Origin of the sequence: Limosilactobacillus reuteri subsp. simiae, from assembly GCF_020784875.1 — a bacterium.
GTDB lineage: Bacteria > Bacillota > Bacilli > Lactobacillales > Lactobacillaceae > Limosilactobacillus > Limosilactobacillus reuteri_H.
Genome location: NZ_JAJGUI010000089.1, coordinates 39,520 through 66,481 on the forward strand (window position 1 = coordinate 39,520; position 26,962 = coordinate 66,481).

A 26,962-nucleotide genomic window follows, 5' to 3' on the forward strand; every position below is an offset into this window, starting at 1 on the left:
CTCCTACTTAAAAATGTGGTGCGAGTAACGTTACTTATCTTAACATCGCAGCCACATTAGTTTAAATTATTTGTTTTTTTCTTCGTTCAATTGCTTTAGTAAAATTCCCACCGTATTTACTAGCTCTTCCTGTTTAACTTCAACAGTTTCACCAGTTTTACGGATCTTAATTTCAACAATACCATCTTGAGCTTTCTTACCAACAGTAACCCGAATTGGAATACCAATCAAGTCTGAATCAGCAAATTTAACCCCTGCTCGTTCTTTTCGGTCATCTACTAATACCTCATAACCAGCTTCAGTTAATTGTTGATCGATCTTATCAGCCATTGCCATTTGGTCTTCTTTTTTCGCATTAACTGGAATTACATGAACATCAAATGGAGCAATACTATCAGGCCAGACAAGACCATTTTCATCAGCATTTTGTTCAGCAACGGCGGACAATAGACGAGTTACACCAATACCGTAGCTTCCCATGATTACGTCTGTCAACCGACCATTGCTATCAAGGACTTGGGCACCAAGTTTACTTGAGTAATGAGTACCTAACTTAAAGATATGACCAATTTCAATTCCGGGAGTAAATTTAAGCGGTTGGCCATCAGGAGCAATTTCTCCTTCTTTAACATTCCGGAAGTCACCAAACTGATCAACGCGGAAGTCGCGATCAATATTAGCATTAACATAGTGGTAACCATCTTCATTGGCACCACATGCCATATTAACTAAGACCTTAACATAATTATCAGCAAGAATTTTTACTTCTTCGCCTACTCCTACAGGTCCAAGTGATCCTGGATGAGCATTGAGGTACTTTTCGGCATCTTCTTCTGTAGCTAATTCTAGTTCTTCACAATCAAGAGCATTTGTTACCTTTGCTTCATTAACTTCATCGTCGCCACGCATTAATACTAAGACTGGTTGGTATTCATCTTCACTCATTTTAGCAATGTACAGCATCGATTTAATTACTTGATTAGGATCAAGATCTAAACTTTCTGCAGCTTCATCTACCGTATGAGCACCCGGAGTAGCCTTCTTCTCGATTGATGCAGGAGCTGCTGTTTGTTGTACACCAGTAAATTTACTTTCAGCCTTCTCAATATTGGCAGCGTAATCCCCATCGGTATAAGCGATTATATCTTCTCCTACTTCAGCAGGCGCAGAGAATTCTTGTGAGTTCTTACCACCCATGGTTCCCGAATCAGCGAGAATAACTTTATAGTTTAAGCCAATCCGATCAAAAATGTTCCGGTAAGCCTTTGCTTGATTATTGTAGGCTTCGTCTAATCCTTCTTGATCTGCTGAGAAAGAGTAACCGTCAAGCATTTCAAATTCTTTCCCACGTAGAATACCGTACCGAGGACGATCTTCATCACGAAACTTATCTTGTAATTGATAAACTACTAATGGAAGCTTCTTGTACGACTTAATACTATCACGCAATACTTCAGTAAAGGTTTCTTCATGAGTTGGGCCCAAAATAAAGTCACGGTCACGACGATCTTTAAGTTTGAAAAGATTATCACCATAGCTTTCGTAACGCCCAGATTCCTTCCACAAATCAGCTGGAAGAAGTCCCGGCATAAGCATTTCAACCGCTCCTGCCTTATCCATTTCATCACGAATAATATTTTCTACTTTGCGAATAACCCGGTAAGCTAATGGTAAATATGACCATACCCCCGCAGATACTTGGTAAATGTATCCGGCACGAATCATCATCTTATGACTTAAGGCTTCCGCATCACTTGGGGCCTCTTTTTTTGTTGGAATTAATACCTTTGACTGTTTCATTAAAAAATATACTCCTTTGTTTTTTTAATTACCGAATAAAATATCTTTGAATATCGTTCCATGTTACTAGAACCATAAGTGTTAGTAAGATTAGGAAACCAATCATTGTGATAATTCCCTCAGCTTTTTCAGGAATTGGTCGCCGAATGATCGCTTCAACAATATTCAATAACAATTTTCCGCCATCCAATGCTGGAATTGGTAATAAGTTAACAATTCCTAAGTTGATTGATAAGAGGGCTAAGAAATTTAAAACTCCATTGATTCCCAATGAGGTGGCTTGCGATGTCCCAGCATAAATTGCTACCGGTCCCCCAAGGTCATTTAAGCTAAACCCATGAGTAACCATGTGGCCAAGAACACTAAAGATTAATGTTCCTGCTTGGATAAATTGTTGCCAACCAAACTTCAGACGCGCAGCTAAACTCTTTTCTTGCTTTTCAACAATTCCAATTTGGCCAACTTTCTGATGCCCTCGCTCAACTGCTTTTGGTGTTAGCTTAGTATGATATGTCTTATTACCACGCTCATACGTTACTGATACTGTCTTGTTAGGTTTATTTGAAATATTAGTTGAAAGGTCAGTCCAATTATTTATTTTTTGGTTGTTAACCTTAACAATCCGATCGTTTGCTTTTAAGCCCGCTTTGGCAGCTACGGAACCGGCATTCACTTGCCCTAACTGATTACTATTAGTTGGTACGCCCGTTAAGGTGAAACCAAGAATGATAAATACTACTAAGGACAAAATGAAATTATTCATTGGACCAGCAAAATTAGTCATCATCCGGGCAGGAAGACTTGCTGAACGAAATTGCACATCACGTGGAGCAATCTGTACCTCGGTTCCGTCTCGTTCAATAATCATTGCATCATGGTCAACACTATATACCTTTAGCTGATCTTCGTCCCCATTGACATATCCTTTTATCCATAAGCCATCTTCTAAATCACAAGCAACTAATTGAAGAGGAATCCCCTGAAATAAGGTTGTTTTATCACTAGCATTAATACTAATAACTTTATCTTGATCATTTAGTTGAATCGTTAGCGGGGTACCTGGCTTTAACTCATCTTGGTCCTCATCATCAGCCCCAGCTAAACGAACATAACCACCGAGGGGCAAAATTCGAATAGTATAGGTAGTACCATTTTTTCGTCTCCACCAAATTTTTGGACCCATTCCTATTGAAAATTCACGAACCAGAATTCCTGCTCGTTTAGCAAAATAATAATGACCATATTCATGAACAAGGACAAGGATTCCAAAAACAATAATAAATGTAATAATTGTTATTATCAAAAAATCTCTTCCTTACGTTTGATTAAATGATCCCTAATAAATGAAGCATTGGCATAACAATTAGCATACTATCAAACCGATCTAAAATTCCGCCATGGCCTGGAAGAATTTTTCCTGAATCCTTCACACCATAGTAGCGTTTTAATGATGATTCGATTAAGTCACCAAATTGACCGAAGATTGAAAGAATCAAAGTAACGAATATCATTGTTACCCAACCTGCACCAACAGGGATAAAGTAGCAATAAATAGCCAAAATAATAACAGCAGCTAATGTACCACCAATTGAACCTTCCCAAGTTTTATTAGGACTAATCTTAGGAGCGAGTTTATTTTTACCAATTTTTCGGCCAATTAAATATGCTCCACTATCTGTAATCCAAACGATTAACATTCCATATAATAGCGTTTGAAAATTGATTGCACGAGCAGCAATAAAATAGCGAAATCCCATTCCAATATAGAGCATTGCTAATGTTAAAACCCCAGCATCATCGAAAGTAAAGCGTTGTTTTCGAATAACCGTATGTAATAGAAGTAAAACAACTAAAATATAGAATCCGAACCATCGAGTTGCAACACTAGGCAAGAAGTCAAGCCAGCTATCCGGCAGTATTAATAATGCAACCCCCAGATAACTGATCAAAGCTTCAAACGAAATTACAAACATTTTTTTCATTACCAATACTTCTGACATTGCAACCATCCCTAAGGCAACGGCTGCAATTGTTAATGGCCAATGACCATATATAATAAGCGGTATAAAGATTGCAAGTGCAATTACCGCGGTCGTTATTCTTGTTTTCAAAACAAAATCCCCTTATTATTTATTGATTTTTTAGCCCACCGAACCGCCGATGACGTCCTTGATAGGCAATTATTGCTGATCGCAATGAATCTTCATCAAAGTCTGGCCAGTGTTCTGAAACAAACTCCAATTCACTATAAGCAATTTGCCACAGCATAAAGTTACTAATCCGTTCTTCACCACTTGTCCTGATTAGCAGATCAGGGTCCGCAAATTGACCCAGTTGTGCTGACATCAAGTACTTACCAAAGGAAGCTTCATCAATATCCGCAAGTGCCAAATTCCCATTTTGAACGTCTTCTACAATCTTTTTAGCAGCTTGAGTGATCTCATCTCGACTCCCATAGTTCAAAGCAAAGTTGAGAATCATTCCTGTACAGTGGGCTGTATCAGCCATTGCATCTTTAACAGCTTTTTGCGTAGCTTCAGGTAGCTGCGTAATATCTCCCATCACTGTCACCTTAACATTATGTTTGACAAGATCTGGAACAAATGTTGAGAAGAAGCGGACAGGCAACTGCATTAAATAACTTACCTCTGAAGAAGGACGTTTCCAGTTTTCGGTTGAAAAAGCATATAATGATAAGACTTTTACCCCTAATTCACTGGCAGCAATTGTAATCTTTTTTACTGTTTGCATTCCTTGCTTATGACCAGCAACCCGTGGAAGGTGCCGTTTCTGCGCCCACCTACCATTGCCGTCCATAATAATTGCAATATGGTTAGGAATACGTTCCATATCAAGTTGCTGATTTATTTCATCATGTTTACTTTTGGAAAACACCAATTGTTCCTCCATTTTTTATCATGTACTTAAGATTAATTACAGACACTTCTTAAAAATTCACGTCTGTCAATTAATTATAGCTTTTATTATACCAGAGGCAAATTTCGATTTGTCAATCCACAGGAAATTGTTACATAGTTTTATCATAACAATTCAATTTTAGCCAAATTGAACTACTCCCACTTAGCTAAACCTACGGTTTAATGCTTGAAGTGGGAGATTCTGGAAACATCGCATACTTACCCTACCGATTCTGAACGAACCTTCAAGCAGAGGTTACGACTATTAACCAAGGCTCGTCCCGAGCCGAACTTTATCTATCGGATAGCTAATCCTTTTTGCAAGATGACTTGTGCAGCGTTAATATCACGATCTAAATGTTTACCACAGTTTGGACAATCCCACTCACGTGCCGCTAACCATTCCGATTTATTCAATCCTAACCGATGATTATTCTTCCCACAATTAGCACAAATTTGGCTAGTATATGACGGATTGACCTGAATAAGCTTTTTACCGTACCAGTCACACTTATATTGCAATATATCTACTAATTTTGACCAGCTAGCGTTAGCGATTGCTCTAGCTAAATGGTGATTCTTCATCATTCCCTTAGTATTAAGTTTTTCCAACACAATGATGTCGTACTTTTTGACCAATTTAGTAGTGAATTTTTGTAGCTGATCCAACCGTTGGTTGGCAATCTTTTGCCGATACTTCGCCACCATAATACGAGCTTTCTGATAATTCTTAAAATCGTCTAATTGCCGTGGAACTAACACTTTATTATGATGATCCCAGGCGATTTCCTGCTGGGCCTTTAAGAACCGACGACTACGCAATTTCTCCCAACGATACAACTTTTTACGGTATTTGTCTTCAAAATGATTGATCGGTTCCTTGCATCCATCTGAAAGATTAAGTAATGACTTAAGTCCTAAATCGCCACCAATATATTTACTTGTTTTAGGAAGAGTTTGGTTTTCGCTTTCCACTAAAACAGTAATGTAATATTGACCAGCAACGTTCAGACGAACAGTGACATTCTTAATTTTACCCATTGGCAATCGACCAGCTCTAAAATAGACGATACCGAGTTTTGGTAACTTTATATGATGGCAATCTAAAACTTTAATATTGCCATTAACGTACTTTGAATTGTAGCTCTGAGAATATTTTCTGGATTTAAATCGAGGGAACTTATTTTGACCTTTAAAAAAGCGTTGAAAAGCATCGGCTAAATTGCGATTAGCACTTTGCAAAGCAGTTGATTCTGCTTGTTTCAACCAAGGATACTCAACCTTAAGTTGTTTCAACAGATTATTCATCCCAAAGGCATTCACAAATTTAGCTTCCGGATTGTTCTTGCGCCGTTCAATTTGCATATTAAGCATTTGATTCCATACAAAACGAACACAACCGAAGGTTTGCCAGAGCTGATTTCGTTGTGCTGAATTTGGATAGATGCGCATTTTAACGGCTTTTAGAACCATTATTTTCTCCCTTGACTTTCAATATATCGTTTTAAAACTTCTAAAGGCGCTCCACCAGTGCTAATTAAGCAATAGCTTTGTGTCCAAAAGGCTGATTTCCAAAGATACTGCTTGATTTCTGGAAATTGTTTTTTGACCATTCTGGAGCTAGACGATTTGTAAGCATTTAAAAATTTAGCCATTTCCGTATGAGGCGTTGCTCTAAACAAAACATGTACGTGGTCCTGATCATGATTCCATTCTTGCAAATTAATGCCGTATGCTTGTCCCACAACTACAAAACGATGTTTAAGATATTCAGATATTTCATCGTTAATTACTTTTCGACGATACTTAACCACCATTACCAAATGGTAATTAAGTAAGTATACTGAATGCTGATTTCTATCTAATTCTATTGTTATCACCACATTTTATAGATATATACTAAATATATCATAGAACAAAAGAAAAAGCACTAACGTGCTTTAAGAGAGCGATTCATCCCCTACTTATAGAAATGGGGGTATTCTCGCAAATTTATGGATAAAAAGGTTGTGGACTTACGCAAAGTTCACAACCTTTTTATTTCTGAAAACTAGCCTTCCATTAATTCCTTTTCTTTTGCATTTGCAATATCTTCAAGGTTCTTAATTCCAGCATCTGTTTCGTTTTGAACTTTCTTTTCAAGATCATGGAATTCATCATCATTAAAGTCGCCGTTCTTGTTACCCTTCTTTAAGTCATCCATCGCTTCACGACGAACGTTTCGAACTGCAACTTTTGCCTTTTCTAATTCAGCTTTAACGTCCTTTACTAATTCTTTCCGCCGATCTTCAGTTAATTGTGGAATGATTAAGCGAATTGAACTTCCGTCGTTTTGAGGAGTTAATCCTAAATTAGATGCATAGATTGCTTTTTCAATTTCTTCAAGCACGCTTTCATCATAAGGGGTGATTAATAATTGCCGTGCTTCTGGAATTGTGATTGATGCAACTTGATTTAATGGAGTTGGTGCTCCGTAATATTCAACTTTAACAGAATTTAATAAACTTGCATTGGCTTGACCCGCACGAATATCAGCAAGTGTCCGTTGAAGTGCATCACCTGATTTTGCCATTTTTTGTTTGGCATCATTTAAAATTTCTTTTCCTGTAGCCATATTATCAGTCTCCTTCAATTGTTGTACCAACTTCTTGACCAGTTACTACTTTCATAATATTGCCTGATGTGTTCAAGTTGAAGACTACCAATGGAATATGATTGTCCATCGATAGTGAACTAGCAGTAGTATCCATTACATGTAAATTCTTTTCAATGATATCCATATGGGTTAAATGATCAAACTTAGTAGCATCCTTAACTTTATTTGGATCAGCTGAGTAAACACCGTCAACCCCATTTTTACCCATTAAAATGGCATCAGCGTTGATTTCTGCTGCTCGTAATGCGGCAGTAGTATCAGTTGAGAAGTAAGGGCTTCCTGTTCCACCAGCAAAAATAACGATTCGATCTTTCTCTAAATGACGAATAGCTTTCCGCCGAATATATGGTTCAGCAATTTGGCGCATTTCAATTGAAGTTTGTACCCGGGTAGGAACACCAATTGATTCAAGCGCATCTTGAAGTGACAAGGCATTCATGATAGTTGCTAACATTCCAATGTAATCAGCTTGCGCACGTTCCATCCCTAATTCAGCACCAGTAACACCACGCCACATGTTACCACCACCAACAACGATGGCAATTTGAACACCCAAATCATGAACTTCTTTTAATTCTTTAGCTACATCCTTTAAAACGGGTGGATTAATCCCAAAACCCTTGTCGCCAGCTAATGCTTCTCCACTGAGCTTTAAAATTACTCGCTTATATTTAATATCTGCCATATGATATCCTCCTTGAATTGGTAAGTTAATTTTTAAAAAAGGACGCACTACATTGAGTACGTCCTCCTTTTGACCGAACGCTTAGTTCATTTGGTCCTTAACTTCTTGAGCAAAGTCATCTTGCTTTTTTTCGATTCCTTCACCGACTTCGTAACGAATGAAGGACTTCAACTTACCATTCTTGCTTGAAACGTATTGTTCAACAGTTTGGTCAGAATCCTTAACAAAGTCTTGATCTGCTAAACAAATTTGTGAAAGGAACTTGTTTAAACGACCTTCAACAATCTTGTCAACGATCTTTTCAGGCTTTCCTTCGTTTAAAGTTTCTTCCTTGAAGATAGCACGTTCATGGTCAAGACGTTCTTGAGAAACATCATCACGAGTCATGAATTCAGGATTGATAGCTGCAACGTGCATTGCAACGTCTTTAGCAGTGGCATCATCAGCACCTTCTAAGACAACTAATGCAGCAATTTGACCACCTTGGTGTAAGTATGCACCAAAGCTATCGCCGTCATCCTTTTCTACAACAGTAAACCGACGAAGGCTAACCTTTTCACCAGTCTTTTGTGTAGTACTGATAATATCATCATTTAATGTACCATTTTCAGTTTTGATTTCTAATGCTTCTTCAACATTAGCAGGCTTATTTTCACTAATTAACTTAGTAACCTTCTTCAATAAGTCCTTAAATGGTTCACTAGCAGCAACGAAATCAGTTTCTGAATTCAATTCAACGATTGCAGCTGTATTACCATTAACAGCAATATCAGCTAATCCTTCAGCTGCAACACGGTCACTCTTCTTGGCTGCCTTAGCAATACCCTTTTCACGAAGGTAGTCCATTGCTTTGTCCATGTCACCATCACTAGCAACTAATGCCTTCTTAGCATCCATGATACCAGCACCGGACTTTTTACGTAATTGCATAACTTGAGCAGCTTTAATTTCAGCCATGACGAAATCTCTCCTTTTATAATCTTTTTTGAAAAAAGGGCTGTTTAGTACTTAGGCCAGAATGGTCCGTACAAAACAGCCCAAGAATTTAATATTTTTAGTCTTCTTTACCTTCAACGCTGTTCTTCAAGTTCTTTAATGAATCTTCGCTAACAGTTTCGTTAGCAGCGTTATCATCAGCAGTTTCTTGTTGAGCATCGTCTTGACCTTGCTTACCTTCAACAAAAGCATCAGCCATCTTTGAAGTGATTAAGCGAACGGCACGGATAGCATCATCGTTTGATGGGATAACGTAATCAATGTCGTCTGGGTCAGTGTTAGTATCAACCATAGCTACAATTGGAATGTGTAACTTTTGAGCTTCCTTAACAGCAATTTGTTCCTTGTGAGGATCAACAATGAACATAACATCTGGGATCCGTGGCATATCTTCAATACCACCAAGGAAACGTTCAAGCTTTTCACGTTGCTTAGTTAAGACAGCAACTTCCTTCTTAGGAAGAACATCAAATGTACCGTCTTCGCTCATCTTCTTAAGTTCCTTCAAACGAGCGATCCGTGATTGGATAGTCTTCCAGTTGGTCAAAGTACCACCTAACCAACGGTGGTTAACGTAGTATTGACCTGCACGAGTAGCTTCTTCTTCAATAGCATCTTGAGCTTGCTTCTTTGTACCAACAAATAAAGCAACACCATCGTTAGCAGCAACATCCTTCATGTAGTTGTAAGCAGTATCAATTAACTTAACAGTCTTTTGTAAGTCAATGATGTAAATACCGTTACGTTCAGTAAAGATGTATTCTTCCATCTTTGGGTTCCAACGACGAGTTTGGTGACCGAAGTGGACACCGGCTTCAAGCAATTGCTTCATAGATACAACAGACATAAATATACCTCCAAATTGTTTTTCCTCCCCAGTCTTCTTCTGGCAATGGGACTATTTAAGCACCCTCACCACCATCATTCTGGGTGTGAAATTGGCGTGTAACACCGAAATATAGTATACAAAAAACCTTGCAAACTGACAAGGTTTTTCACTTAACTTATTTTAAAATTTAACTAGTTTATCTGACGTCCCAGTTTTAATTAAATCTAGATTGGCAGACAAACTCATCTTAACCATATTTTTGATTGCTTGATCAGTATAGAAAGCAATATGTGGCGTGATTAAAACATTTGGCCGATCAACTAAATCCTTAAATTCGTTATAATCAACTTCTTGGAAATCAATTTGCTGGTTAAAAATCTTGGTTTCACCAGTCATTACGTCTAGAGCAGCTCCTCCGACTTTACCGCTATTCAATGCTTCGATCAATGCCTTTTCATCGACTAATGGTCCACGTGCAGTGTTAACCAGTAAGACCCCGTCCTGCATCATTGCAAATGTTTTTTCATTAAGCATTTTATCTGTCGCTGGAACATGCGGTAAATAAAGCGAAATAATTGTTGCCCGTTTATATAATTCATCAAGGCTAACGTATTCAACAATTCCCTCTAGTTCCTTGTTTTGGTGACGGCTATATGCAATCACTTTTGCACCAAAACCAGCAAAGATTTTAGCTGCCGTAGATCCAATATTTCCTGTTCCAACTATCCCGACAACCTGCTTATTCATTTCCTTAGCAATATGCGGTGCCCAGTTATAATCTCCTTTTGCTAATTTTAAATAAAATTCTTTTGTTCGACGTAAAAGATTGAGTGCTTGAGTAACTGAAAATTCAGCAATCGCAGCTGGGGAATAAACTGGTACGTTGGTAATTTGGAAACCAAGTTCTCGTACTAATTCATGATTAAGATTATCAACCCCAACATTCCGCAATGACATCTTTGTAATACCATTAAACGCTAATTGACGTAAGGCCTCATCTGAATAAGGCTTTTGCTGGAATACTACTACTCCATCGCTTCCTTTAGACAAGTTGACTGTGCTTTCGTCTAAAAGTTTAGTTGTTGAGTCTACAGTTACTTCAGGATGTTCCTCTTGCCATTCCTCAATGTAAGGGACTTCATCCTGATAAACACCATACATATAAATCTTCATCTTAATTCCTCCGTAGTTTCAATAAATTAACACCATGGTCTAGTAAAAATTTTTCTTTTTGGCGGCGGGTTTGATGTTTAAAATAATATTCCGCACTTAAGGCATCGTGCTTTGATTCAAATTCCTCTGAATAAATAAGCTTTAGCGGATGACGCTTTTTCACACGAGTATATTTTGCCCCTTGATAAGTCTGATGGGTATGAAAGCGCCGTTTAACATTGTTGGTAAAGCCACAATAAAAGCTATTATCCGCGCAATACAATACATAAATATAGTATTTCTCACTTGCCATATAATAACTCCTGAACCGCTGGAGTATACTCGTTATCTGCTCCATGAACAATCAATGGTGGTACTACTTTTACTCCTCCAGGTCGGCCATCCTTAATCACTTCAAGCAACAAAATATTCGCATCACGATCAGGTTTAGGATGAATAAATTGAATTCTTTTAGGGGCTAATCTATTTTCCTGACACACTTGTAAAATCTCACCTAAACGATCTGGACGATGCACAAGATACCCATGACCATTCATTTTTAATAAACCACTCATCTTTTTAATAACTGTCACTAAATCAGTCGCTATTTCATGACGAGCAATCGCTAAAGCTTTATTTGGATTTTTCTGACTTTGGGCTGTAACTGGGAAATAAGGAGGATTACAAAGGACAATATCAATCGAGTCCTTAGAAATATAATCATTAACGTTAGCGATATCATCATTAATGACGGTATAACGATCTTGTAAATCATTTAGCAAAATTGTCCGTTTAGCCATATCAGCAATCTGTGGTTGTAATTCAACTTCAGTAAATGTTCCGCCAAGCTTATCGTGGAGAAAAATGCCGATTGCCCCATTTCCAGCGCATAAATCAACAATTTTCAATTTCTGTCGATGATTGGGACGCACGAAATTTGCTAATAAGACAGCATCTAGTGAAAAAGCAAAATAATGGGGATTTTGGATTATCCGTACATCCTGACTATATAACTGATCAATTCTTTCATTCTTTTTTAGAATATTTCTGTTTTCCATTATGTCCTCCATTATTTTTGTACTTGCAAGATCCACTTTTTTTCGTCATACTGAGGAACGAAAACTTAATTTTGTTATAGATTGGAAGATTGACATGTTGTACACTTTCCTCGTTAAAATCGTTAATCCATTTTTAAATTTGATTAACGGGCGACCTAAAATATACAATCGGGAAAATATCCCCGAAGGCAATTATATTATTATTGCACCACATCGTACTTGGATGGATCCTGTCTTACTAGCACTTGCCGTATGGCCAAAAAAATTTAGCTTCATGGCCAAAAAAGAACTTTTTAAGAATCCAATTGCTAGCAAATTCTTAAAAGCGTTAAATGCTTATCCAGTTGACCGGAAAAATCCTGGACCGTCTGCTATTAAAAAGCCGGTTACAATTTTAAGGAAAACTGACTTATCGACCATTATTTTTCCTAGCGGATCGCGCTACTCATCTAAATTAAAAGGCGGGGCCACCGTGATTGCTAAAATGGCAAATGTTCCCTTAGTTCCTGCTGTTTATCAGGGTCCTCTTAAGTTTAGCCAGCTATTTACCCGTAAGCCGCGCCAAATTGCATTTGGAAAGCCTATTTATATTGACCGCAAACAACGACTTACTCCTGAAGTACAGGCTGATTTAGAAAAGCAAATGCAAGATGCTTTTGACCAATTAGATAGACAAATCGATCCCAATTATAAATATGTTGTTCCTCCAAAACCGAAGAATGATGAATTTTAATTTCCAATATAAAAGGATGTGATAAAAATCACATCCTTTTATATTATTTACGATTTGACTTTTTAGCTTGTGCTTTCATCGCTTGCATCATTTGATGTAATTTACGACTGGATGGTTTTTGACCCATTTGAAGCATCATTGTCCGCAGCATCTCTTCCGAAATCGGTGGATTATTGCGGAGGTAGTTTTCCATGTATTTACGTGCACCAAAGAAGCCGATAACCAAACCGACTAATAATGCAAGAATCATTAGCATGATCGTCATACCCACAATTACTTCCTCCTTTGCTCGTTACCTATCCATCTTACACGAAAGAGCAATTTTTGAAAAGAGCAAATCGCTGTTAATCGTCACGAAGTCCTTTTTTACGTTGAATTTCACGAACCTTTTCAGGAGTAACCTCTTTACCTTCTTTATCAAAAATCCGCATCATTTCAATATTACTACGCATTGCTTCTCTAAAGTTCTTTAGGTACTCCTTACGTAAACGATCTCGTTCTTTAGTTTCTTCCTCAGTCAAACCTTCTTCTTTATTCTTATGAGCAAGTTCATTAATCCGCTTCAATAAAGCATCTTGTTCTTTCGATTCAGCCATTATAATCATCTCCTTAATAAAGTCGATTTTACTTATTTTATAAAATTAATGCAAATCACGAACGTACGTTTGAAATATGCATCTATCTATGATAAGCTTAACACAATTAATGATAATGAGGTGTCAATATGGCAAAGGTAGCAAAAAATAAACAAATGGCCGTCCTAAATTATATTCATAAACAAGTTGAAGATCATGGCTATCCACCGACTGTTCGTGAAATTTGTAGTGCTGTTGGACTGTCTTCAACTTCAACAGTCCATGGACACATCTCTCGCTTAATTGAACAAGGATTCTTACAAAAAGACCCTTCTAAGCCTCGAGCACTTGAGATCACACCCAAGGGACTTGATATTTTAGGTGTAAAACCGATTCAAAAAGAAATTCCAATGCTTGGTGTTGTTACGGCTGGACAACCAATTTTAGCAGTTGAAAATGCTACTGAGTTTTTCCCGATACCTCCTTCTATTCAAGATAATAATGATTTGTTTATGCTTACCATTCGTGGAACTAGTATGATTAAAGCAGGGATTTTTAATGGCGACCAAGTAATTGTGCGTAAACAATCCACCGCTAAAAATGGTGATATCGTTATTGCAATGAATGATGATAATGAAGCTACTTGTAAACGATTCTATAAAGAAAAAACACGTTTTCGTTTACAGCCAGAAAATGATACGATGGAGCCAATCTTCTTAGACAATGTAAAAATCCTTGGTAAAGTAGTGGGACTATTTCGTGATCATATTTTCTAAATAAAAAAGGGAGTCCATTTTGGGCTCCTTTTTTATTTAGCTTCATAAATCCGTTGATGATCCTTTTGCCCTTTAAGAACGAAAGGTAATGGATCATTAGTAACATCAAACTCGATATCCTGGTCATTCATTCCTAATTGACTACTGAATAGTTTTTCGTATTCTGCTACCGAAACCTGGTGACGATGTTCTAGTTCTTCTTGAATATTATTCATATAATGCTCGTAGCCATCTTCTAGGATTCCTGTGTAGAACTCTCCTTCTGCACCAGAACCATAGCTAAATAACCCAATTCGGCTTCCAGCTTTTAAGTCACTATTTTGTAACAATGACATTAATGATAAATATAGGGAGCCAGTATAAAGGTTACCAACTTGACGCGAAAATAGTTGACTTGCGGTTAATTGTGTTCGTAATCGTTGAGCTACTTCATCATTACGATCTTTGAGCAGCCCTTCTAACCCTTTCTTTCCCATTTTAGTAAACGGCATATGGAATGTAAGGGCAGCAAAATCCGCTAAATTTCGCCCAGTTAATTGCTGGTAACGGGTAAAAGTTTGAAGGAAGAATTCAATATAAACATTAGTAGAGTATTTTCCATCTACTAAAGCTTCTGTTGCATATAACGGCCGCCAAAAGTCCATTATATCCTTACTATAAGCAACAGTTGTATCTTCAAGGGTTAGGATGTGAGGGTTACGCGAAATCAACATTGCAACTGCTCCAGCTCCTTGAGTCACCTCTCCTGGAGTATTTAATCCATAACGAGCAATATCAGCAGCGATCACTAATACAGTTTCTTGAGGATTAAGCGCCACTACCCCCTTTGCAAATTGGATAGCAGCTGTTGCAGAATAACACGCCTCTTTCATTTCTACCGTTCGGGTGAAGTCGCTAAGCCCTAATAAGCGTTTAATGTAGATTGCACTCGCTTTTGAATTGTCAATTCCTGACTCAGTTGCCACAATTACCGTTGAAATATTTTTCTCTAGTTCAGGAGTAAGTAATTTTTTCGCTGCCGTAGCTCCTAAAGTCACAATATCTTGCGTAGGTGGCACAACTGCCTGTAGATCCTGCCCAATTCCAATGGTAAATTTATTAGGATCTACGCCGCGTTCTTTTGCTAATTCAACAAGGTCTAAATAGTCATTTGTTGTTGCAAAAGCCATTTTGTCAATACCAATTCTCATTTCTTATCATCCTCTTGTCAAATAATTATAACTGATCCATCGTCTTATTTAGTAATTCATCGACCTTATTATTTCCAGCATTCGTTGCATGACCCTTAGTCCAATCAAAATGTAAATTAGGGAATTGAGGTAAAAGGGCAACTATTTTTTCCCATAGCTTCTGATTTGCTACCGGCTTGCCACCAGCGGTTAACCATCCCCGTCGCTGCCAATTAGTTAACCAACCTTTCATAATTGGGTCAAGTACGTAATGTGAATCCAAAATCGCTGTAATTGATTGATCTTGGAGGCCAAGTTCTAATAGTTTAGTTAGTGCTTGGATTAAAGCTGTAATCTCCATTTTATTATTAGTAGCCCCAAATTCGCCAGCAGTTCCTGTATAAGCTTGATCTTTAGTTTGAATAAAATAAGCCCAGGCCGCTTTATCATCTGCCTTAACATGCTGCCCCAACTTATTGCCATGATTACGGGAGCCTCCATCAGTATAAACAAGAATATTATCAGAATAATCAACTGCTTTAGTTGATGGCACGGTATTTCCCGTAGCCTGAAGCCATTCATTAGCACCTTTAAGTGTTAAAAAACTTTTGAACTTAGCATTTGGATATCCATTAACTTCCTTCTGACATTCAGCCCAAGTTTTATATATTCCTGGATGACGACCTTTTTTAACTGCATAATATTTTTTTACCATAAAAATCCCCTAATTAAATTTCAAATTACATCATATATTAGAATATCATATCAGCAAGAAATCATTTCTGCAAAATTATTAAATAGCTATTTCCTTGATTGATATTCTCTTTACGCTTTACAATTTTTTTGTTACAATAATAAAGTTGAAATGGAGACATACTCAAGTGGCTGAAGAGGACGGTTTCGAAAACCGTTAGGCGTGTAAAAGCGTGCAGGGGTTCAAATCCCCTTGTCTCCTTTATCTAAAGTTTTGCTGATATTCAATAGTTGTTAAAACGTTGATATATCAGCTTTTTTATTTTTCGAGTTACGCTAAAAAACACTATTTTTAATCAATTCTGCGGAAAAACTGCGGAAAAATCTAGCAGGCAAGGTAGACGATGAATAACATGTTCACCGTCTTTTTTATTGCATAAAAAAAGGACGCCTATTAAGCGCCCCCAACCGGTTCGGTTTAAGTAATCAACTGAAACCATTTTGCACACCGGCATACTAATTCTCATACACGTATTATAGCACAAATAAATTATGGTACAATGATTAAGCGCACCGAAGACTTAATCACTCTTTACTAAGCGCAAGTTTGGAGGTGACTCCCTTGCATTGGTGTGTACTAATTCTCATTGTGCCTAGTAAGCACATTAAACACCTAATTAAAAAACTGTTCAAGTAACAGTTCAAGCGCTCTGGTCTTTTTAGACTGGGGCGCCTTTTTTATTGTTAAGGTACCACTGTTGGGGAATCATTTCTTCTAAACACAGTAAAGCCTTAGTCGTCCATCGGGAAACTCGGGAAACAGTCGGGATATACCGGTTACTGTCTAATAGGTTGCTATAATTCTCTAACCGTTCTAAGAGTTGGTCAGTCGGTAACCCTACCATATAACGATAGTAAAGTATATCTCCATACAACTCATATTCATCACCAATATCTTTAATATTTTGAACAGCTTGCAAGCGCCGGTTAGCTTCTTCATTATCATTGTGGTAGTGAAGAAACCGTTTAGTGGGGTCTTTATACCCTTTATTCTTTGGCATTCCGTCCAACTGTATCGCTCTAGGGCGCTCTTGCAATTTGACGCTTACCACATAATCTTGATATTCCTCTAGCCAATTAATTAACGCTTGCCGTGTCCATCTGTCCATGAATCAAACCTTCCTTTATATAACTCTGGTGTTGCTATCCGGTGCTTTAATCGAAAATGTTGGTCATTTAATAAATCCTGTAGTAATTTTAGTGCCTTATCCTTACGATGTCGTAAACCACTCTTAGAAAAGCCAAGTTTGGTGGCTAACTGTATTAGATTGCCTCTGTGACACAATGAAACTTCAATTACACGGCCACCAATTGGTTCAAGTTCTTTAATTGCTTTTAGAGCGTTAACCCGTGATTGTAGCTGTGCCTTATATCGAAAATAATTATTATCCTTTGGTTGTAAACTATATCGCCCTATCACTATCAATCTAAGAAGCTGATAGTCACGGAAATAAGTTGTCACATCTTTTATGCTTAGTCTCATTCTTTTATAAAATCCTTAGCGCTTGGTTGGTGCTTATGATATCTACGGTTTTTCCGGTGGTCAAAACAGATATTCTTGTAAGCCGTTGTAACGTAATAACTACCATACCCACGATAGAAAGAGTGGCACCGTTGCCAAACAAAACCCAGTACTTGCATATTGCGCTTAAATTGCCAAGAACTTAACGGCTTTAAGCTTTGCTCTTTACAATAAGCTTGATAATCATGATACAAGGCCATACAAGGGACGTAAGCTTGTCGGTCTTTATATACCCGGTCAGAATAAACATAAGCTAACACAGTAGGGTGGCCTTTATCCTTGTTCCGTACCCTAAAACTACTATCTTTAAGTTGTGGTCGCCACACACTTGGTAAGACTAACTTTCCACGATAAAAGCTTCCTACTCTTACCACGTTTAACCACCTACCTATTCAAAAATGTTAACTGGTTGATGATGTTCTACCTTATATTGACTGTGATTATTAGGATGAGAGTTTAATACACTCATTGCCTCTTCTTTCGGGTCAATCATCTTACGGCTAATCCATTCGCCTTCTTCTGGCTTGTCGTAAAGAATGTTATTTCTCTGGTATACGCCTAAAATTGATAGTGACTTTTCCACCTGTTGCCATGCGTCTGTAGTTTCCCATTCACTACCAACGTGTTTGGTATTACGGTAACTCTTAACAAGAGCGAATAATGAAGGATTATTCTTTGTCTTACTGAGTAATGTATTAACTTCATATGCGCCAAGTGTCTTACTGTCATCGTTAGTGAGTTCTCGAATGTAATCAGCTAACTCTTCACTGTCCATTGCATTAACCATTGAATTCCAGTCTTGCCGGTGTAGAAGTTCCTCTTGAGGACTATCGTACTTCTTTTCCTTGTTCTTGAAGTATTTAATATAATCCTGTTGCCATTGCTTTAATTGCTTAATTTGATCTTTAACACCCTCGTGATAGTCCCTCATGATTGCATGAGCTGAGGAATCAATATCAGCGATAATATCAGCACGGGGATGTTTATTTTTCATACTTGACTGGCAATAATCCTTTAACTTTTCTACCCGTTTGATTGCTTGATTGTAGTAATCAGCGTTGTAAGGAGTATTGGCCATTGCCTGTTGTTCTAGCGCAATTTGTTTATCAACTTTCTTTGGTGTTGGTTGTGATGTTTCTAGGTCAAGCCCTAGATTTTGTCTAAGCTTAGCCAAGAGAGCGTCTGTGTCAATGCGGTTATAATCATCCATATTTATTTCCTCCGTCATTCGTTAAATACATATATATTAAATAACTATACATTATAGCTATATTATACCACTTTGTTGTCATTAAAATCTTTATTTTAATGACAGAATACTGATATGTTAAAATTATCAAAAAAGGTGATTATTATATGTTAATGCCACCGTTAGACATTATGGATAAGATAGATTGGTCAAATCCAGATATTCCTAAATTGAAGGGTAAAGTTTCTAGGAAAGAGAAAGAGACTTTCCGAAAGTTTATACATGAGTTGAAAGAGAGTGGAAAAGTTTACAAAACCAAAAACGGTTTCGGAGCAAAGCATTATTAAATTAAAAGGAGAGGTGAAAAATGGTTTTGCAAAAGCTTATAAAGGAATTTCAACAAGTAGAAGCAACTTACAACTTACCATCGCAAATTTGGAAATGGATATTTAGCTTTGGTCGATCCATTACATCCTAATGAAAAAGATTATCGTGACGGTATAAAGGCTATGAAGCTAGCAATTAAGAATAATGTGCTCCTTTCTACTATGGCAGAGGGAACGATTTACTAAGCATTCACACAATAGTGAGTGCTTTTTATTATCACTTAAACCATCGATTGCCCGCTTATTCATATTTCGTTATGTCTGAGAGCAAAATAAAAGAGGGTTCCTTATCGAAATCCTCTATATAATGCTTATTTATGACCAACGCCCCTTCATAGAAACATTATTACCTAATTGAGTATCAATAGTAGGTGCAACTATATTACCTACTTTGTTACCGTCCATGTATACATCACCGGACTTGTTAACTAACTCTTGCATTAGAGCTTCTACTCTATTCATAACCGTTGTATCACCTTGCATAGTAACAGTACCACTATAGGTGCCACCTATCATGTTGTTTAGATTAGAAAAAGAATTCCTCAAGCCTGTATCATCAATCTGTGAAGGTAGGATGGTTATTATTGCTGAATTAGCTAACCTTTCAGCAGCACCTTCAACGATGGCAAGCTGTCCTAAAATTCCGTTTGCAAATCCTTCAGCGGTATAGCCACCAAGTTCTCTCATAACACGTGATGGTGAGTGAATCTTTAAGAATTTCTTAGCGGCATTGACTGCTGAACTAGCCATGTTTTCAACGGCGGAAATAGCGTTACCAATAGCACCTTTCACACCATTAACAAATCCCATAACGAAATCACGACCAGCAGAAACCATTGAACTACCAACGTTTTTTATCACATTCAAACAGGCTTTAATACCATTACTAAAAATAGTCTTTGCTTGATTCCAAATGTTAGAGAATACGTTCTTGATTGCATTCATAAACGAGGTAACTACCCCTTTAATTGCATTTCCAATTGTTTGAGTAACACCTTTAAGAGCATTCCAAGCACCAGACCAATCTCCATTGATAGCGGCCATAATCGCGGTAATAATTCCTTGAATTATCGACATAACAGTTTGAATAACTGATTGAATAGCATTCCAAATGGTTGTAACAACCGTTACTAGACCTTGCCACGCTGCTTGAGCTACAGAAACTATACCTTGCCATAAACTAGACATAAAACCGGTAAAGCCAGTCCATGCGCTTTGAATCGTACTTACTACCGTTGTAACTATTGTTACTATTGCGCTCCAAACCGTAGTAGCCACCCCAACTAAAGCTTGCCATGCGCTAGTGAGCCATGAAATAAAGCCTTGCCACAGCATTTGACCGGTCTTAGTTTGCGTAAAGAAATAGACTAACGCTGCAACCACTCCAGCTATAACGGTGACGATTCCTAGAGGCGTACTAAGTGCAATTTGAAACGCTACCCATGCTAACTTAGCCATATCAATCGCCGCTTTAACACCGCTAAACACAGCCATTCCAGTTTTTATAGCTGCAAAGGCACCAACAGCACCAGCCAATCCAGCTATAAACGATTGGACAATTTCATTATTGAAAGCAGCCTTTAAGAAATTACCAAAGTTTTTAATATAAGGAGTTAAGGAAGTAATAATCTTACCCAGTGCTTGAAAACCTTTCTCAGCGGCTTTACCAATATTAGAAATATTCTGTCCAATTGAAGAACCTATTACATCGGTAGAAAGCTTATTCAGTGAATTTATTACGTCTCCAATCCCACGTTGAATAGCAAGCTTAGCGTTAGTCAGTGCGGTTGAAATACCGGCAGTGCTTGCTAAAGCGATTTTATGGAGTGATTTAATACCACCTCCACCGTTCTTGTCTAAATCAATTAACGCATTTTGAAACTGGTCAACTGAAATTGTACCATCCGATAACCCTTGCTTTAATTGAGCAGTCGTAAGTCCCATGTTCTTAGCTAAGGCGTTTAACGCTGTCCCCATTCCAGAATCAATCATTGAATTCCACGTTTCAGCGTCAACTTTCCCGGCTGAAAAAGCTTGTGATAACTGTTGTACTGCATTTTCTGCTTGTGCTGAGCTACCACCAAACCCAATTACAGAGTCGTTAATCGCTGACCATACCTTTTGCGCTTGTCCCAAGCTCTTAGTAGTACCAGCGATTAACTGGACACCTCTAACCGCTTGATCTAGTCCAGTAGGTAATCCTTTAATAGAGTTCTGCAAGCCTTTCATCGCTGCACTGGTTTCTTTAGCTGAAAAACCCAAATTAGCAAACACACGCTGTGAATTGCTTAGCGTATCGATCCGGTTAATTGCTCCACCAACGGAATCTTTAATAATTCCTAAGGCTTTACTGGCAACCTGCACAATTCCAAAAGCTCCAGCCATGCTTTTCATTGAAGCCATCATTCCGTTACCAGCGTTGCTTACAGTCCCTTGTGTTTGACTAGCAGCACTACCTAAGCTTTTTAAGGAACTACCAGCGTTTTGCATCGCTGAAGAAAAGCCCTTATCCACAGCGCTGATAACAGCTTGTACTGAAAACTGTTCCGCCATTCTATTTTCTCCTTTCTATTTTTGATTCTTTATTACTGATTTAAAATAGCAAAAAAGCACCGGCCTACTTATTCAGTTAAGCCAATGCCTTACTTATATTATACTATATTTGTTAGTCCTTTACCCACTCTAAACGTGCGCCATTACTGGCTTTCACATGGTATAAGTGACTTTTTCTTTTACCCCTTGAAGTGACTATTTGAGGTATTCCATCACTTGATACATTCACTTTAATTGACCACCCCAACTTGTCTAATTCTTCAAACCAATTAGGGTGTAAGTTCATTTGCACTTGCAAAAGCATTAAGCATTTTCTGAGCCTTAGTGAAGCTACTTTTCCATACTTGTTATATGTATCATCGGCTATATCTAAAAATGCGTTATTTACTTTCTGTGCTTTATACACTTTCATATTACTTAGCTCCATTTACTCAAATCAACGTTAGCAAGTCCCACCATCCGATTAAGTGTTTCATTGGCTTGGTGCTTGGCTTTCCTAATACCATTGTTTAATTCTTCTTTAGTTCGAGCAATATAATAGCCACCCGTCTTATTAGAGTTATCTGTTACTATCGGTACTCCTTTCTTAGTTGCTGACAAAATCGCTTCACGGATTACCCGCTTGGTTGTACTTAATAGGTTTGCTAGTTCTGCTTGTGACACCCGCCTTTGTCCGCCTTTTGGAATCATGCTTATTACCCGTTTCTCAAAAGTGGTGAGGTCTTGCTTAAAATACTGATAATCTAAGGTCACGGTGATAAGACTATGACCATTGCCATCGTCAATAATATATGCGTTATTTGCTTTCACATTAGGTCATCCTTTCAAATAACTAGAATAGTTAATGGGGTTAACAGTTTTTAACCCGCTTTGTAAAACTGTAATTGCTTCTATACCAGTGTTTGCATCGTATTGCATAGTAGAGAAATTATGTTAAGTCACGCTTTGATAGGATCATTCCAGCCGAGTACGTTACTGTTATCTTCACCTTCAACCTCTGCTACTAGCCGTTTCAATTCACTAATTCGGCTGTTAATTGCTGTTAAGTATTCCTCATTGTCGGTATACGCTACACCGTCCAAGTAACGCTCTACGTTCGGAATATACCGAGTATATGGCTGTCCGTATTGATTGAATATCATGTTTAATCTTCCTTTCTGTCTTAGGGGAATGATACCCCTACTGTGATAGCTCCATCATCATGTAACCACCCCAACTCTAGTTTTAGGTGGCTATCTTGTGTTGGATTATAGGGCGTCTCACCCTACCGGTGTTATCTGGTCACTGCCTCAAGCTATCACGGGTGTGTGTGAACGGTACGGCTGGACAGTACGGGACACCTTAACCGTCCATCTCTTAATCCCATGATACACAACGCTTTAGACCTTACTAAGGACAGTAGGACACTACTTTTAGAAAGAAGTATATATATTTACATTACTTATATTCCTGTGTATTCTTTTTAAAGTTTCTCGCGTAGATTTTGACGTCCACCGTCCGTCCACTGTCCTAATCTTTTGTGGCTCTAAGCGTTAGGAGATGGACACTTTCACCGTCCTGCCGTCCGCCCGATTAGTCTGCCGTCCGCTTGTAACCTTTTTTCTCTTTACCAAAAAGCTTGGTGTGGTTTGTCTTTTTCCAGTGAGGGTCATTACCAAAAACCATTGAAATTTTAGAAGTAAGACCATTTCGGCCGCCACGTGCAATTTCGCGACCATCTTGCTGAAAGACGACCTCCAGCAACTCAGCGTTAGTAAACTGTGATAATTTATGAAGCTGATTTTGCGGTATTATCTGAAATTCTTTGATATTTTGGTTGTATTTACGATATTCGCCGTGTTCTTTGAATGCTTTGAAATACTGTTGACGTTGATAAATGCTAAACTCATCCCAATCATCTGGTACTAGTAACTCACTATATTGAAGCATTAAACTGGTTTGCATATCCATAACAGTAGCTTCGGCTTGCTTTTCGTGAGCGATCGCCTCCATTTTTTTAGAAAGCATTAACGGGTGCCCTTTATCAAATAAGAATTTGGCTTCGGCTAATACCTGTAAGATATCTGGATTATTGTAGTCACCAGGTTCTGGAATTTTTTTAGTAGCTCTGTCTTTCTCACAGTGAATTGGATAAAAGCGACGATTACCAGTTAAATCGTGTAAATATTCCGATTGATTAACCGTTCCAATAAACACGTTTTTTCGAGGATGACCACCATTATAATGACCGTAGGGAGAACGGTACTGGTCGTTCTGCCTAGAAATAAATGCTTTCGTTTCAGCAATTCCCGTTTTGCCCATAGCATCCAACTCGCCAATTTCAACAATCCAACTATCATGAATTTTGAGTAAGTTATCCTTATCTTTGCTACCACTCAAACTAGATAAATCGTCTAGGAAATATTGCGGTGGTGTTAATAAGCTAACTAGTGTAGACTTCCCCGTTCCCTGCCTATCATTAAGAATCGGTACCATGTCAAACTTCACTCCGGGCCGATAAACACGTGCAATTGCACCAACAAGCCACGTTTCGGTAACGGCTTTTACATAAGGAGTATTATCAGCACCCAAATAGTCAATGAAGAAGTTTGCTGCCCGTTTCTTGCCATCCCACTGAACACTTTCAATACGCTCTTTAACAGGGTTATAGCTATTTGATTGAGAGGCCAATACAATTCCGTCAGCGACTGCTCTTTCTGAAGGAATGAACCGATAATATCGTTGCACCTCAGCACTTAGCTTTTTGGCAAAATCATCCTTTAATTGTTTGAAACCCGTTTGACGGCTTTCTCGATACTCTGGTTTTTCGGTAAAATCGTTGTACCGTAGCAATCCTTGATAGTGTGGGTCTTGCGAAAAGATTAAACGACAATTTTCGGACGCGCTAGGCTGAATTCCACCTTTCTTGGTTCTTAACATGAACCGTTTAGCGTTTTCGGTGTCCAATACATTGGTTCCAGTTGCTTTTGTGATTAAACAGTCAGTAGCGCGATTAATAATTGCCATTCGTGCTTCCGAATTGTCATTATCAAGTTCAATAGCTAAGTCAGAAGCCTTATTAATATATTGGTAAGCTTCTTTACCAAACTCTTTCATTATGATTTTTGCCATTCTATTAGCTATCTTTAACGTGGTTTCCTTACCTTTATCGGTAACGGCATCTGTCTTGTACTGATTAACAAGCCCCTCACAAGCGGTTGTAATTATTTTTGCATAGTCAAGACTCCCGTTTTTATTACCACTCTCTTGGTCAATCTGCTTCTTGATTGCCTTTGCCTCATCCATATTCTCAATTGCTTCACTGCATTTATCTTTATCAGCCATCTGAGTGGCCTCCCTCTTCTTTTATTTGTAAACTCCATTCGGGACTTCCTTTCACACACCAATGCTTTATTCATTCTTTTTAACCGACACTGCCATCTTTAACAGTTATCTTAAAGCCATCATTCCACCCCCATTGTCTGATTGCTGTTATAACCGCCTTGTTTCCACTTAATAGCCCGTTCAATAGTCTGATGGCCATAAGTAGTGTATTTACCATCTTTAGTTGGGATAAGCCTATACCACCGTGCGTGGTCAAATAAGCCCGTCCACATAAAAACCTCGTTGATTAGGTGGGTATTCCATTGTTGGAACTGTTGATTACAGTGATAGGCAATAACACCACACGCCTTAAAATCTAATCGATTATCTTTGCGAGGATGTTTTAACCAGCCTAAGAACTGATTACAATCTTGTTGGTCACTCATAATTGCTTTAATTAGCTGATATGCCTCTTTACTTAAAGGCTGGTCTGGTATACCCCAACACCATTCGTTCCAGCCTTTAACACCAATGTTAGTAGCCACTAAAAATTGTTCTTTTGCCCCACGTTTAACACCAGGCAAACGACTTAATTTACTAGGGTTCTTATCGCTTTCATCTGGATTAAAACCATAACGTTTGAGGGTGTCGTAAAGGTATCGAACTCTTTGGTCATACTCTTTACGATTATCAGCATTAATTTTTACAATTGCATGGAGAGACTTTCCACCGGAATATACTAATGTGGCAATTGGTAAGTTTAACTGCTGATACAAGCGGTACTGTTCTTCAATCGAGGTACTATCACTTTCCACTAAGACGTACCTATATTGAGTTACATTCTTATCCGTAATGCCTTTACCGTCCATTGGATTAACCCTAATCCATGCACCAGCTTCTGTATTAAGCCCTCTAAAAATTACTGATAAACTGTTCTGGCCTTTGTTTAAAGCGTCTGTTAAAGCCTTAGTAAGTTCACCTGCTGTATGTCGATAGGTATAACTTGTGTCGTCATTGCCTTTAGGAGGATAAGGTTCCCACTTACCATTCCGTTGAAAACTTCTAGTGGTATAGGCAATGTGTTCATCCCCCTTAAACAAAGTATTTAAGAAAGTTAACAATTGAGTAATCGGATTAGGATCAAGCGGTTCAATCTTAATTGATTGGTGGTTATTATTTGCTGGAGTCTTTTTACGATAGACAGGATGCCATCCCCCAGCCTTTGCCAACTTAGTAATATACGCCCCAGTAACTGGTCGTCCGGTTTCCTTGAAGCTATTCCACGCTCGTTGACAGCTCCTTAAAGTGTAGCGAGGGTGTCCGTTACTGGTTTTAGTATCGTCACGACTAGACCACTCATCAAAAGTAGAGAAAGGTTGGTTTTCATGTTTAAGAGCCATCCCCACCATGACCCACTCACGTTCTGTTAATTGAGCAGGGTTAACATAATTCAACATCTCGGGGTAGTTCCATTGATAATCCATCATTTTTTAGCCACCTCTTCAACAGTGTGTTCCATTGCTTCCAGTTCTCTGATTTCTTCTTGTCGACTAGCAATTTCTTTCTTTAGCTCATAAATCCGTGCCTTAGCAAGGGTCGTGTGCCGAGTACTTGCTAATTGTATTAATGTCATTTGCTTTCACCGTCCTTCTTTAGTAAACCGTCCAGTTGTGCTTGTGTTAACTGGGTTAAGACTGCTAATAGGCTTTCAATTGCTGGTGCTGATTGTGCCATACTAGTGGCAATTAATCCGGATTCCTCTGTAGTTAGTCGGTGAGATTGTGCCTTATCAGTAATTGGCTGTAATTCGTCTCTTAGTGCCTGTAATAGGCCGTTAATGTTGTATTGTTGTGCTATATTATTAGATATATCCATTTCTATTAGTCCTTCCTTTAATTTGTAGCTAGGA

32 protein-coding genes and 1 tRNA gene are annotated in these 26,962 nt (G+C 38.2%); 4 read left to right on the forward strand and 29 right to left on the reverse strand.

Translation table 11 applies throughout. The annotated features are described in order from the left end of the window. Positions 1 to 66: 66 nt before the first annotated feature. The 13 genes from LMC10_RS02320 to LMC10_RS02380 all read right to left on the reverse strand — a co-directional run bounded on the left by LMC10_RS02320 (position 67) and on the right by LMC10_RS02380 (position 12,094). Positions 67 to 1,800 (reverse strand): proline--tRNA ligase, encoded by a 1,734-nt coding sequence (locus LMC10_RS02320; protein WP_229268813.1) that lies wholly within the window; start codon positions 1,798 to 1,800, stop codon positions 67 to 69. A 28-nt stretch (positions 1,801 to 1,828) separates the two neighbouring features. Next, entirely contained in the window at positions 1,829 to 3,103 is a 1,275-nt protein-coding gene (gene rseP / locus LMC10_RS02325) for an RIP metalloprotease RseP (protein ID WP_003668192.1), read from the reverse strand. 22 nt (positions 3,104 to 3,125) lie between these two features. Next, positions 3,126 to 3,911 (reverse strand): phosphatidate cytidylyltransferase, encoded by a 786-nt coding sequence (locus LMC10_RS02330; RefSeq protein WP_003671145.1) that lies wholly within the window; start codon positions 3,909 to 3,911, stop codon positions 3,126 to 3,128. A gap of 19 nt (positions 3,912 to 3,930) precedes the next feature. After that, positions 3,931 to 4,710, reverse strand: a complete 780-nt coding sequence (locus LMC10_RS02335; RefSeq protein WP_029507551.1) for an undecaprenyl pyrophosphate synthase — start codon at positions 4,708 to 4,710, stop codon at positions 3,931 to 3,933. 305 nt (positions 4,711 to 5,015) lie between these two features. Continuing rightward, positions 5,016 to 6,191, reverse strand: a complete 1,176-nt coding sequence (locus LMC10_RS02340) for an RNA-guided endonuclease TnpB family protein (RefSeq protein ID WP_229268814.1) — start codon at positions 6,189 to 6,191, stop codon at positions 5,016 to 5,018. After that, the gene (tnpA, locus tag LMC10_RS02345) at positions 6,191 to 6,589 is read right to left on the reverse strand and encodes an IS200/IS605 family transposase (RefSeq protein ID WP_035167654.1); all 399 of its coding nucleotides are present in this window, start codon (positions 6,587 to 6,589) and stop codon (positions 6,191 to 6,193) included. The genes LMC10_RS02340 and tnpA overlap by 1 nt, the downstream gene beginning before the upstream one ends. 179 nt (positions 6,590 to 6,768) lie before the next feature. Beyond that, a complete protein-coding gene (gene frr / locus LMC10_RS02350) occupies positions 6,769 to 7,332 on the reverse strand; it encodes a ribosome recycling factor (protein WP_035157866.1) in 564 nt (187 codons plus the stop codon). Positions 7,333 to 7,336: 4 nt separating this feature from the next. After that, a complete protein-coding gene (gene pyrH / locus LMC10_RS02355; protein ID WP_003666862.1) occupies positions 7,337 to 8,059 on the reverse strand; it encodes a UMP kinase in 723 nt (240 codons plus the stop codon). Between the two features lie 81 nt (positions 8,060 to 8,140). Further along, positions 8,141 to 9,016: a translation elongation factor Ts gene (gene tsf / locus LMC10_RS02360; RefSeq protein ID WP_003666861.1), complete on the reverse strand. Its 876-nt coding sequence runs from the start codon at positions 9,014 to 9,016 to the stop codon at positions 8,141 to 8,143. Positions 9,017 to 9,113: 97 nt separating this feature from the next. After that, positions 9,114 to 9,902, reverse strand: a complete 789-nt coding sequence (gene rpsB / locus LMC10_RS02365; protein WP_003666860.1) for a 30S ribosomal protein S2 — start codon at positions 9,900 to 9,902, stop codon at positions 9,114 to 9,116. A 162-nt stretch (positions 9,903 to 10,064) separates the two neighbouring features. Beyond that, entirely contained in the window at positions 10,065 to 11,057 is a 993-nt protein-coding gene (locus LMC10_RS02370; protein ID WP_003671158.1) for a D-2-hydroxyacid dehydrogenase, read from the reverse strand. Between the two features lies 1 nt (position 11,058). Continuing rightward, complete coding sequence (locus LMC10_RS02375) at positions 11,059 to 11,349, reverse strand: GIY-YIG nuclease family protein (RefSeq protein ID WP_003666858.1); 291 nt, start codon at positions 11,347 to 11,349, stop codon at positions 11,059 to 11,061. Then, positions 11,339 to 12,094 carry a tRNA1(Val) (adenine(37)-N6)-methyltransferase gene (locus LMC10_RS02380; protein ID WP_229268815.1) on the reverse strand — a complete coding sequence of 252 codons (756 nt, stop codon included), beginning with the start codon at positions 12,092 to 12,094 and terminating at the stop codon, positions 11,339 to 11,341. The genes LMC10_RS02375 and LMC10_RS02380 overlap by 11 nt, the downstream gene beginning before the upstream one ends. Positions 12,095 to 12,188: 94 nt before the next feature. On the opposite strand from LMC10_RS02380, the gene LMC10_RS02385 reads away from it, so the two are divergent. Further along, the gene (locus tag LMC10_RS02385) at positions 12,189 to 12,827 is read left to right on the forward strand and encodes a lysophospholipid acyltransferase family protein (protein WP_229268816.1); all 639 of its coding nucleotides are present in this window, start codon (positions 12,189 to 12,191) and stop codon (positions 12,825 to 12,827) included. Between the two features lie 43 nt (positions 12,828 to 12,870). Here the strand turns inward: LMC10_RS02385 and LMC10_RS02390 are convergent, their stop codons facing one another. Both LMC10_RS02390 and LMC10_RS02395 read right to left on the reverse strand, forming a co-directional pair. After that, positions 12,871 to 13,098 carry a YneF family protein gene (locus LMC10_RS02390; RefSeq protein ID WP_003666855.1) on the reverse strand — a complete coding sequence of 76 codons (228 nt, stop codon included), beginning with the start codon at positions 13,096 to 13,098 and terminating at the stop codon, positions 12,871 to 12,873. A 73-nt stretch (positions 13,099 to 13,171) separates the two neighbouring features. Continuing rightward, entirely contained in the window at positions 13,172 to 13,423 is a 252-nt protein-coding gene (locus tag LMC10_RS02395) for a DUF896 domain-containing protein (protein WP_003674333.1), read from the reverse strand. A 128-nt stretch (positions 13,424 to 13,551) separates the two neighbouring features. On the opposite strand from LMC10_RS02395, the gene lexA reads away from it, so the two are divergent. Then, a complete protein-coding gene (gene lexA / locus LMC10_RS02400; RefSeq protein ID WP_003666853.1) occupies positions 13,552 to 14,178 on the forward strand; it encodes a transcriptional repressor LexA in 627 nt (208 codons plus the stop codon). A 32-nt stretch (positions 14,179 to 14,210) separates the two neighbouring features. On the opposite strand, the gene LMC10_RS02405 is transcribed toward lexA, so the two are convergent. Further along, positions 14,211 to 15,368: a hydroxymethylglutaryl-CoA synthase gene (locus tag LMC10_RS02405; RefSeq protein ID WP_229268817.1), complete on the reverse strand. Its 1,158-nt coding sequence runs from the start codon at positions 15,366 to 15,368 to the stop codon at positions 14,211 to 14,213. Positions 15,369 to 15,393: 25 nt separating this feature from the next. Further along, positions 15,394 to 16,062 carry a ribonuclease H family protein gene (locus tag LMC10_RS02410; protein ID WP_229268818.1) on the reverse strand — a complete coding sequence of 223 codons (669 nt, stop codon included), beginning with the start codon at positions 16,060 to 16,062 and terminating at the stop codon, positions 15,394 to 15,396. A gap of 152 nt (positions 16,063 to 16,214) precedes the next feature. On the opposite strand from LMC10_RS02410, the gene LMC10_RS02415 reads away from it, so the two are divergent. Then, a tRNA-Ser gene (locus LMC10_RS02415) sits at positions 16,215 to 16,302 on the forward strand. Between the two features lie 457 nt (positions 16,303 to 16,759). On the opposite strand, the gene LMC10_RS02420 is transcribed toward LMC10_RS02415, so the two are convergent. The 4 genes from LMC10_RS02420 to LMC10_RS02435 are packed head-to-tail and all read right to left on the reverse strand — an operon-like array spanning position 16,760 to position 18,832. Then, on the reverse strand, positions 16,760 to 17,209 hold the full coding sequence (locus tag LMC10_RS02420) for a hypothetical protein (RefSeq protein ID WP_229268819.1): 450 nt from the start codon (positions 17,207 to 17,209) through the stop codon (positions 16,760 to 16,762). Beyond that, a complete protein-coding gene (locus LMC10_RS02425) occupies positions 17,182 to 17,583 on the reverse strand; it encodes a hypothetical protein (protein WP_229268820.1) in 402 nt (133 codons plus the stop codon). The genes LMC10_RS02420 and LMC10_RS02425 overlap by 28 nt, the downstream gene beginning before the upstream one ends. Beyond that, the gene (locus tag LMC10_RS02430; RefSeq protein WP_229268821.1) at positions 17,580 to 17,996 is read right to left on the reverse strand and encodes a hypothetical protein; all 417 of its coding nucleotides are present in this window, start codon (positions 17,994 to 17,996) and stop codon (positions 17,580 to 17,582) included. The genes LMC10_RS02425 and LMC10_RS02430 overlap by 4 nt, the downstream gene beginning before the upstream one ends. A 14-nt stretch (positions 17,997 to 18,010) precedes the next feature. Then, positions 18,011 to 18,832, reverse strand: a complete 822-nt coding sequence (locus LMC10_RS02435) for a hypothetical protein (RefSeq protein ID WP_229268822.1) — start codon at positions 18,830 to 18,832, stop codon at positions 18,011 to 18,013. 276 nt (positions 18,833 to 19,108) lie between these two features. Between LMC10_RS02435 and LMC10_RS02440 the strand changes: the two genes are divergently transcribed. Beyond that, positions 19,109 to 19,264 (forward strand): hypothetical protein, encoded by a 156-nt coding sequence (locus tag LMC10_RS02440; protein WP_229268823.1) that lies wholly within the window; start codon positions 19,109 to 19,111, stop codon positions 19,262 to 19,264. A gap of 248 nt (positions 19,265 to 19,512) precedes the next feature. On the opposite strand, the gene LMC10_RS02445 is transcribed toward LMC10_RS02440, so the two are convergent. From LMC10_RS02445 to LMC10_RS02480, 8 genes are all read right to left on the reverse strand, one after another. Continuing rightward, entirely contained in the window at positions 19,513 to 21,750 is a 2,238-nt protein-coding gene (locus LMC10_RS02445) for a tape measure protein (RefSeq protein WP_229268824.1), read from the reverse strand. A 112-nt stretch (positions 21,751 to 21,862) separates the two neighbouring features. Then, positions 21,863 to 22,162: a hypothetical protein gene (locus LMC10_RS02450; RefSeq protein ID WP_229268825.1), complete on the reverse strand. Its 300-nt coding sequence runs from the start codon at positions 22,160 to 22,162 to the stop codon at positions 21,863 to 21,865. 5 nt (positions 22,163 to 22,167) lie between these two features. Next, positions 22,168 to 22,560 carry a hypothetical protein gene (locus LMC10_RS02455; RefSeq protein WP_229268826.1) on the reverse strand — a complete coding sequence of 131 codons (393 nt, stop codon included), beginning with the start codon at positions 22,558 to 22,560 and terminating at the stop codon, positions 22,168 to 22,170. Between the two features lie 128 nt (positions 22,561 to 22,688). Further along, entirely contained in the window at positions 22,689 to 22,892 is a 204-nt protein-coding gene (locus LMC10_RS02460) for a hypothetical protein (protein WP_229268827.1), read from the reverse strand. Between the two features lie 430 nt (positions 22,893 to 23,322). Then, complete coding sequence (locus LMC10_RS02465) at positions 23,323 to 25,074, reverse strand: virulence-associated E family protein (protein ID WP_229268828.1); 1,752 nt, start codon at positions 25,072 to 25,074, stop codon at positions 23,323 to 23,325. Between the two features lie 119 nt (positions 25,075 to 25,193). Continuing rightward, complete coding sequence (locus LMC10_RS02470; RefSeq protein ID WP_229268829.1) at positions 25,194 to 26,540, reverse strand: PriCT-2 domain-containing protein; 1,347 nt, start codon at positions 26,538 to 26,540, stop codon at positions 25,194 to 25,196. Next, positions 26,537 to 26,686, reverse strand: coding sequence for a hypothetical protein (locus tag LMC10_RS02475; RefSeq protein ID WP_229268830.1), 150 nt, complete (start codon positions 26,684 to 26,686; stop codon positions 26,537 to 26,539). Before LMC10_RS02475 ends, LMC10_RS02470 begins: the two co-directional genes overlap by 4 nt. After that, complete coding sequence (locus tag LMC10_RS02480; RefSeq protein ID WP_229268831.1) at positions 26,683 to 26,928, reverse strand: hypothetical protein; 246 nt, start codon at positions 26,926 to 26,928, stop codon at positions 26,683 to 26,685. The genes LMC10_RS02475 and LMC10_RS02480 overlap by 4 nt, the downstream gene beginning before the upstream one ends. Between the last annotated feature and the right edge of the window lie 34 nt (positions 26,929 to 26,962).

Excerpts from the sequence above, each read along its gene's own strand:
- LMC10_RS02445 (WP_229268824.1), bottom strand. The coding sequence starts at position 21,750 with ATGGCGGAACAGTTTTCAGTACAAGCTGTTATCAGCGCTGTGGATAAG.
- LMC10_RS02370 (WP_003671158.1), bottom strand. The coding sequence starts at position 11,057 with ATGAAGATTTATATGTATGGTGTTTATCAGGATGAAGTCCCTTACATT.
- LMC10_RS02380 (WP_229268815.1), bottom strand. The coding sequence starts at position 12,094 with ATGGAAAACAGAAATATTCTAAAAAAGAATGAAAGAATTGATCAGTTA.
- LMC10_RS02405 (WP_229268817.1), bottom strand. The coding sequence starts at position 15,368 with ATGAGAATTGGTATTGACAAAATGGCTTTTGCAACAACAAATGACTAT.
- LMC10_RS02425 (WP_229268820.1), bottom strand. The coding sequence starts at position 17,583 with ATGAGACTAAGCATAAAAGATGTGACAACTTATTTCCGTGACTATCAG.
- LMC10_RS02450 (WP_229268825.1), bottom strand. The coding sequence starts at position 22,162 with ATGAAAGTGTATAAAGCACAGAAAGTAAATAACGCATTTTTAGATATA.
- LMC10_RS02435 (WP_229268822.1), bottom strand. The coding sequence starts at position 18,832 with ATGGATGATTATAACCGCATTGACACAGACGCTCTCTTGGCTAAGCTT.
- rpsB (WP_003666860.1), bottom strand. The coding sequence starts at position 9,902 with ATGTCTGTTGTATCTATGAAGCAATTGCTTGAAGCCGGTGTCCACTTC.
- LMC10_RS02470 (WP_229268829.1), bottom strand. The coding sequence starts at position 26,540 with ATGATGGATTATCAATGGAACTACCCCGAGATGTTGAATTATGTTAAC.
- LMC10_RS02320 (WP_229268813.1), bottom strand. The coding sequence starts at position 1,800 with ATGAAACAGTCAAAGGTATTAATTCCAACAAAAAAAGAGGCCCCAAGT.
- LMC10_RS02340 (WP_229268814.1), bottom strand. The coding sequence starts at position 6,191 with ATGGTTCTAAAAGCCGTTAAAATGCGCATCTATCCAAATTCAGCACAA.
- pyrH (WP_003666862.1), bottom strand. The coding sequence starts at position 8,059 with ATGGCAGATATTAAATATAAGCGAGTAATTTTAAAGCTCAGTGGAGAA.
- LMC10_RS02460 (WP_229268827.1), bottom strand. The coding sequence starts at position 22,892 with ATGATATTCAATCAATACGGACAGCCATATACTCGGTATATTCCGAAC.
- LMC10_RS02465 (WP_229268828.1), bottom strand. The coding sequence starts at position 25,074 with ATGGCTGATAAAGATAAATGCAGTGAAGCAATTGAGAATATGGATGAG.
- lexA (WP_003666853.1), top strand. The coding sequence starts at position 13,552 with ATGGCAAAGGTAGCAAAAAATAAACAAATGGCCGTCCTAAATTATATT.
- LMC10_RS02335 (WP_029507551.1), bottom strand. The coding sequence starts at position 4,710 with ATGGAGGAACAATTGGTGTTTTCCAAAAGTAAACATGATGAAATAAAT.
- LMC10_RS02395 (WP_003674333.1), bottom strand. The coding sequence starts at position 13,423 with ATGGCTGAATCGAAAGAACAAGATGCTTTATTGAAGCGGATTAATGAA.
- LMC10_RS02410 (WP_229268818.1), bottom strand. The coding sequence starts at position 16,062 with ATGGTAAAAAAATATTATGCAGTTAAAAAAGGTCGTCATCCAGGAATA.
- LMC10_RS02385 (WP_229268816.1), top strand. The coding sequence starts at position 12,189 with ATGTTGTACACTTTCCTCGTTAAAATCGTTAATCCATTTTTAAATTTG.
- frr (WP_035157866.1), bottom strand. The coding sequence starts at position 7,332 with ATGGCTACAGGAAAAGAAATTTTAAATGATGCCAAACAAAAAATGGCA.
- tsf (WP_003666861.1), bottom strand. The coding sequence starts at position 9,016 with ATGGCTGAAATTAAAGCTGCTCAAGTTATGCAATTACGTAAAAAGTCC.
- LMC10_RS02420 (WP_229268819.1), bottom strand. The coding sequence starts at position 17,209 with ATGGACAGATGGACACGGCAAGCGTTAATTAATTGGCTAGAGGAATAT.
- LMC10_RS02375 (WP_003666858.1), bottom strand. The coding sequence starts at position 11,349 with ATGGCAAGTGAGAAATACTATATTTATGTATTGTATTGCGCGGATAAT.
- LMC10_RS02475 (WP_229268830.1), bottom strand. The coding sequence starts at position 26,686 with ATGACATTAATACAATTAGCAAGTACTCGGCACACGACCCTTGCTAAG.
- LMC10_RS02480 (WP_229268831.1), bottom strand. The coding sequence starts at position 26,928 with ATGGATATATCTAATAATATAGCACAACAATACAACATTAACGGCCTA.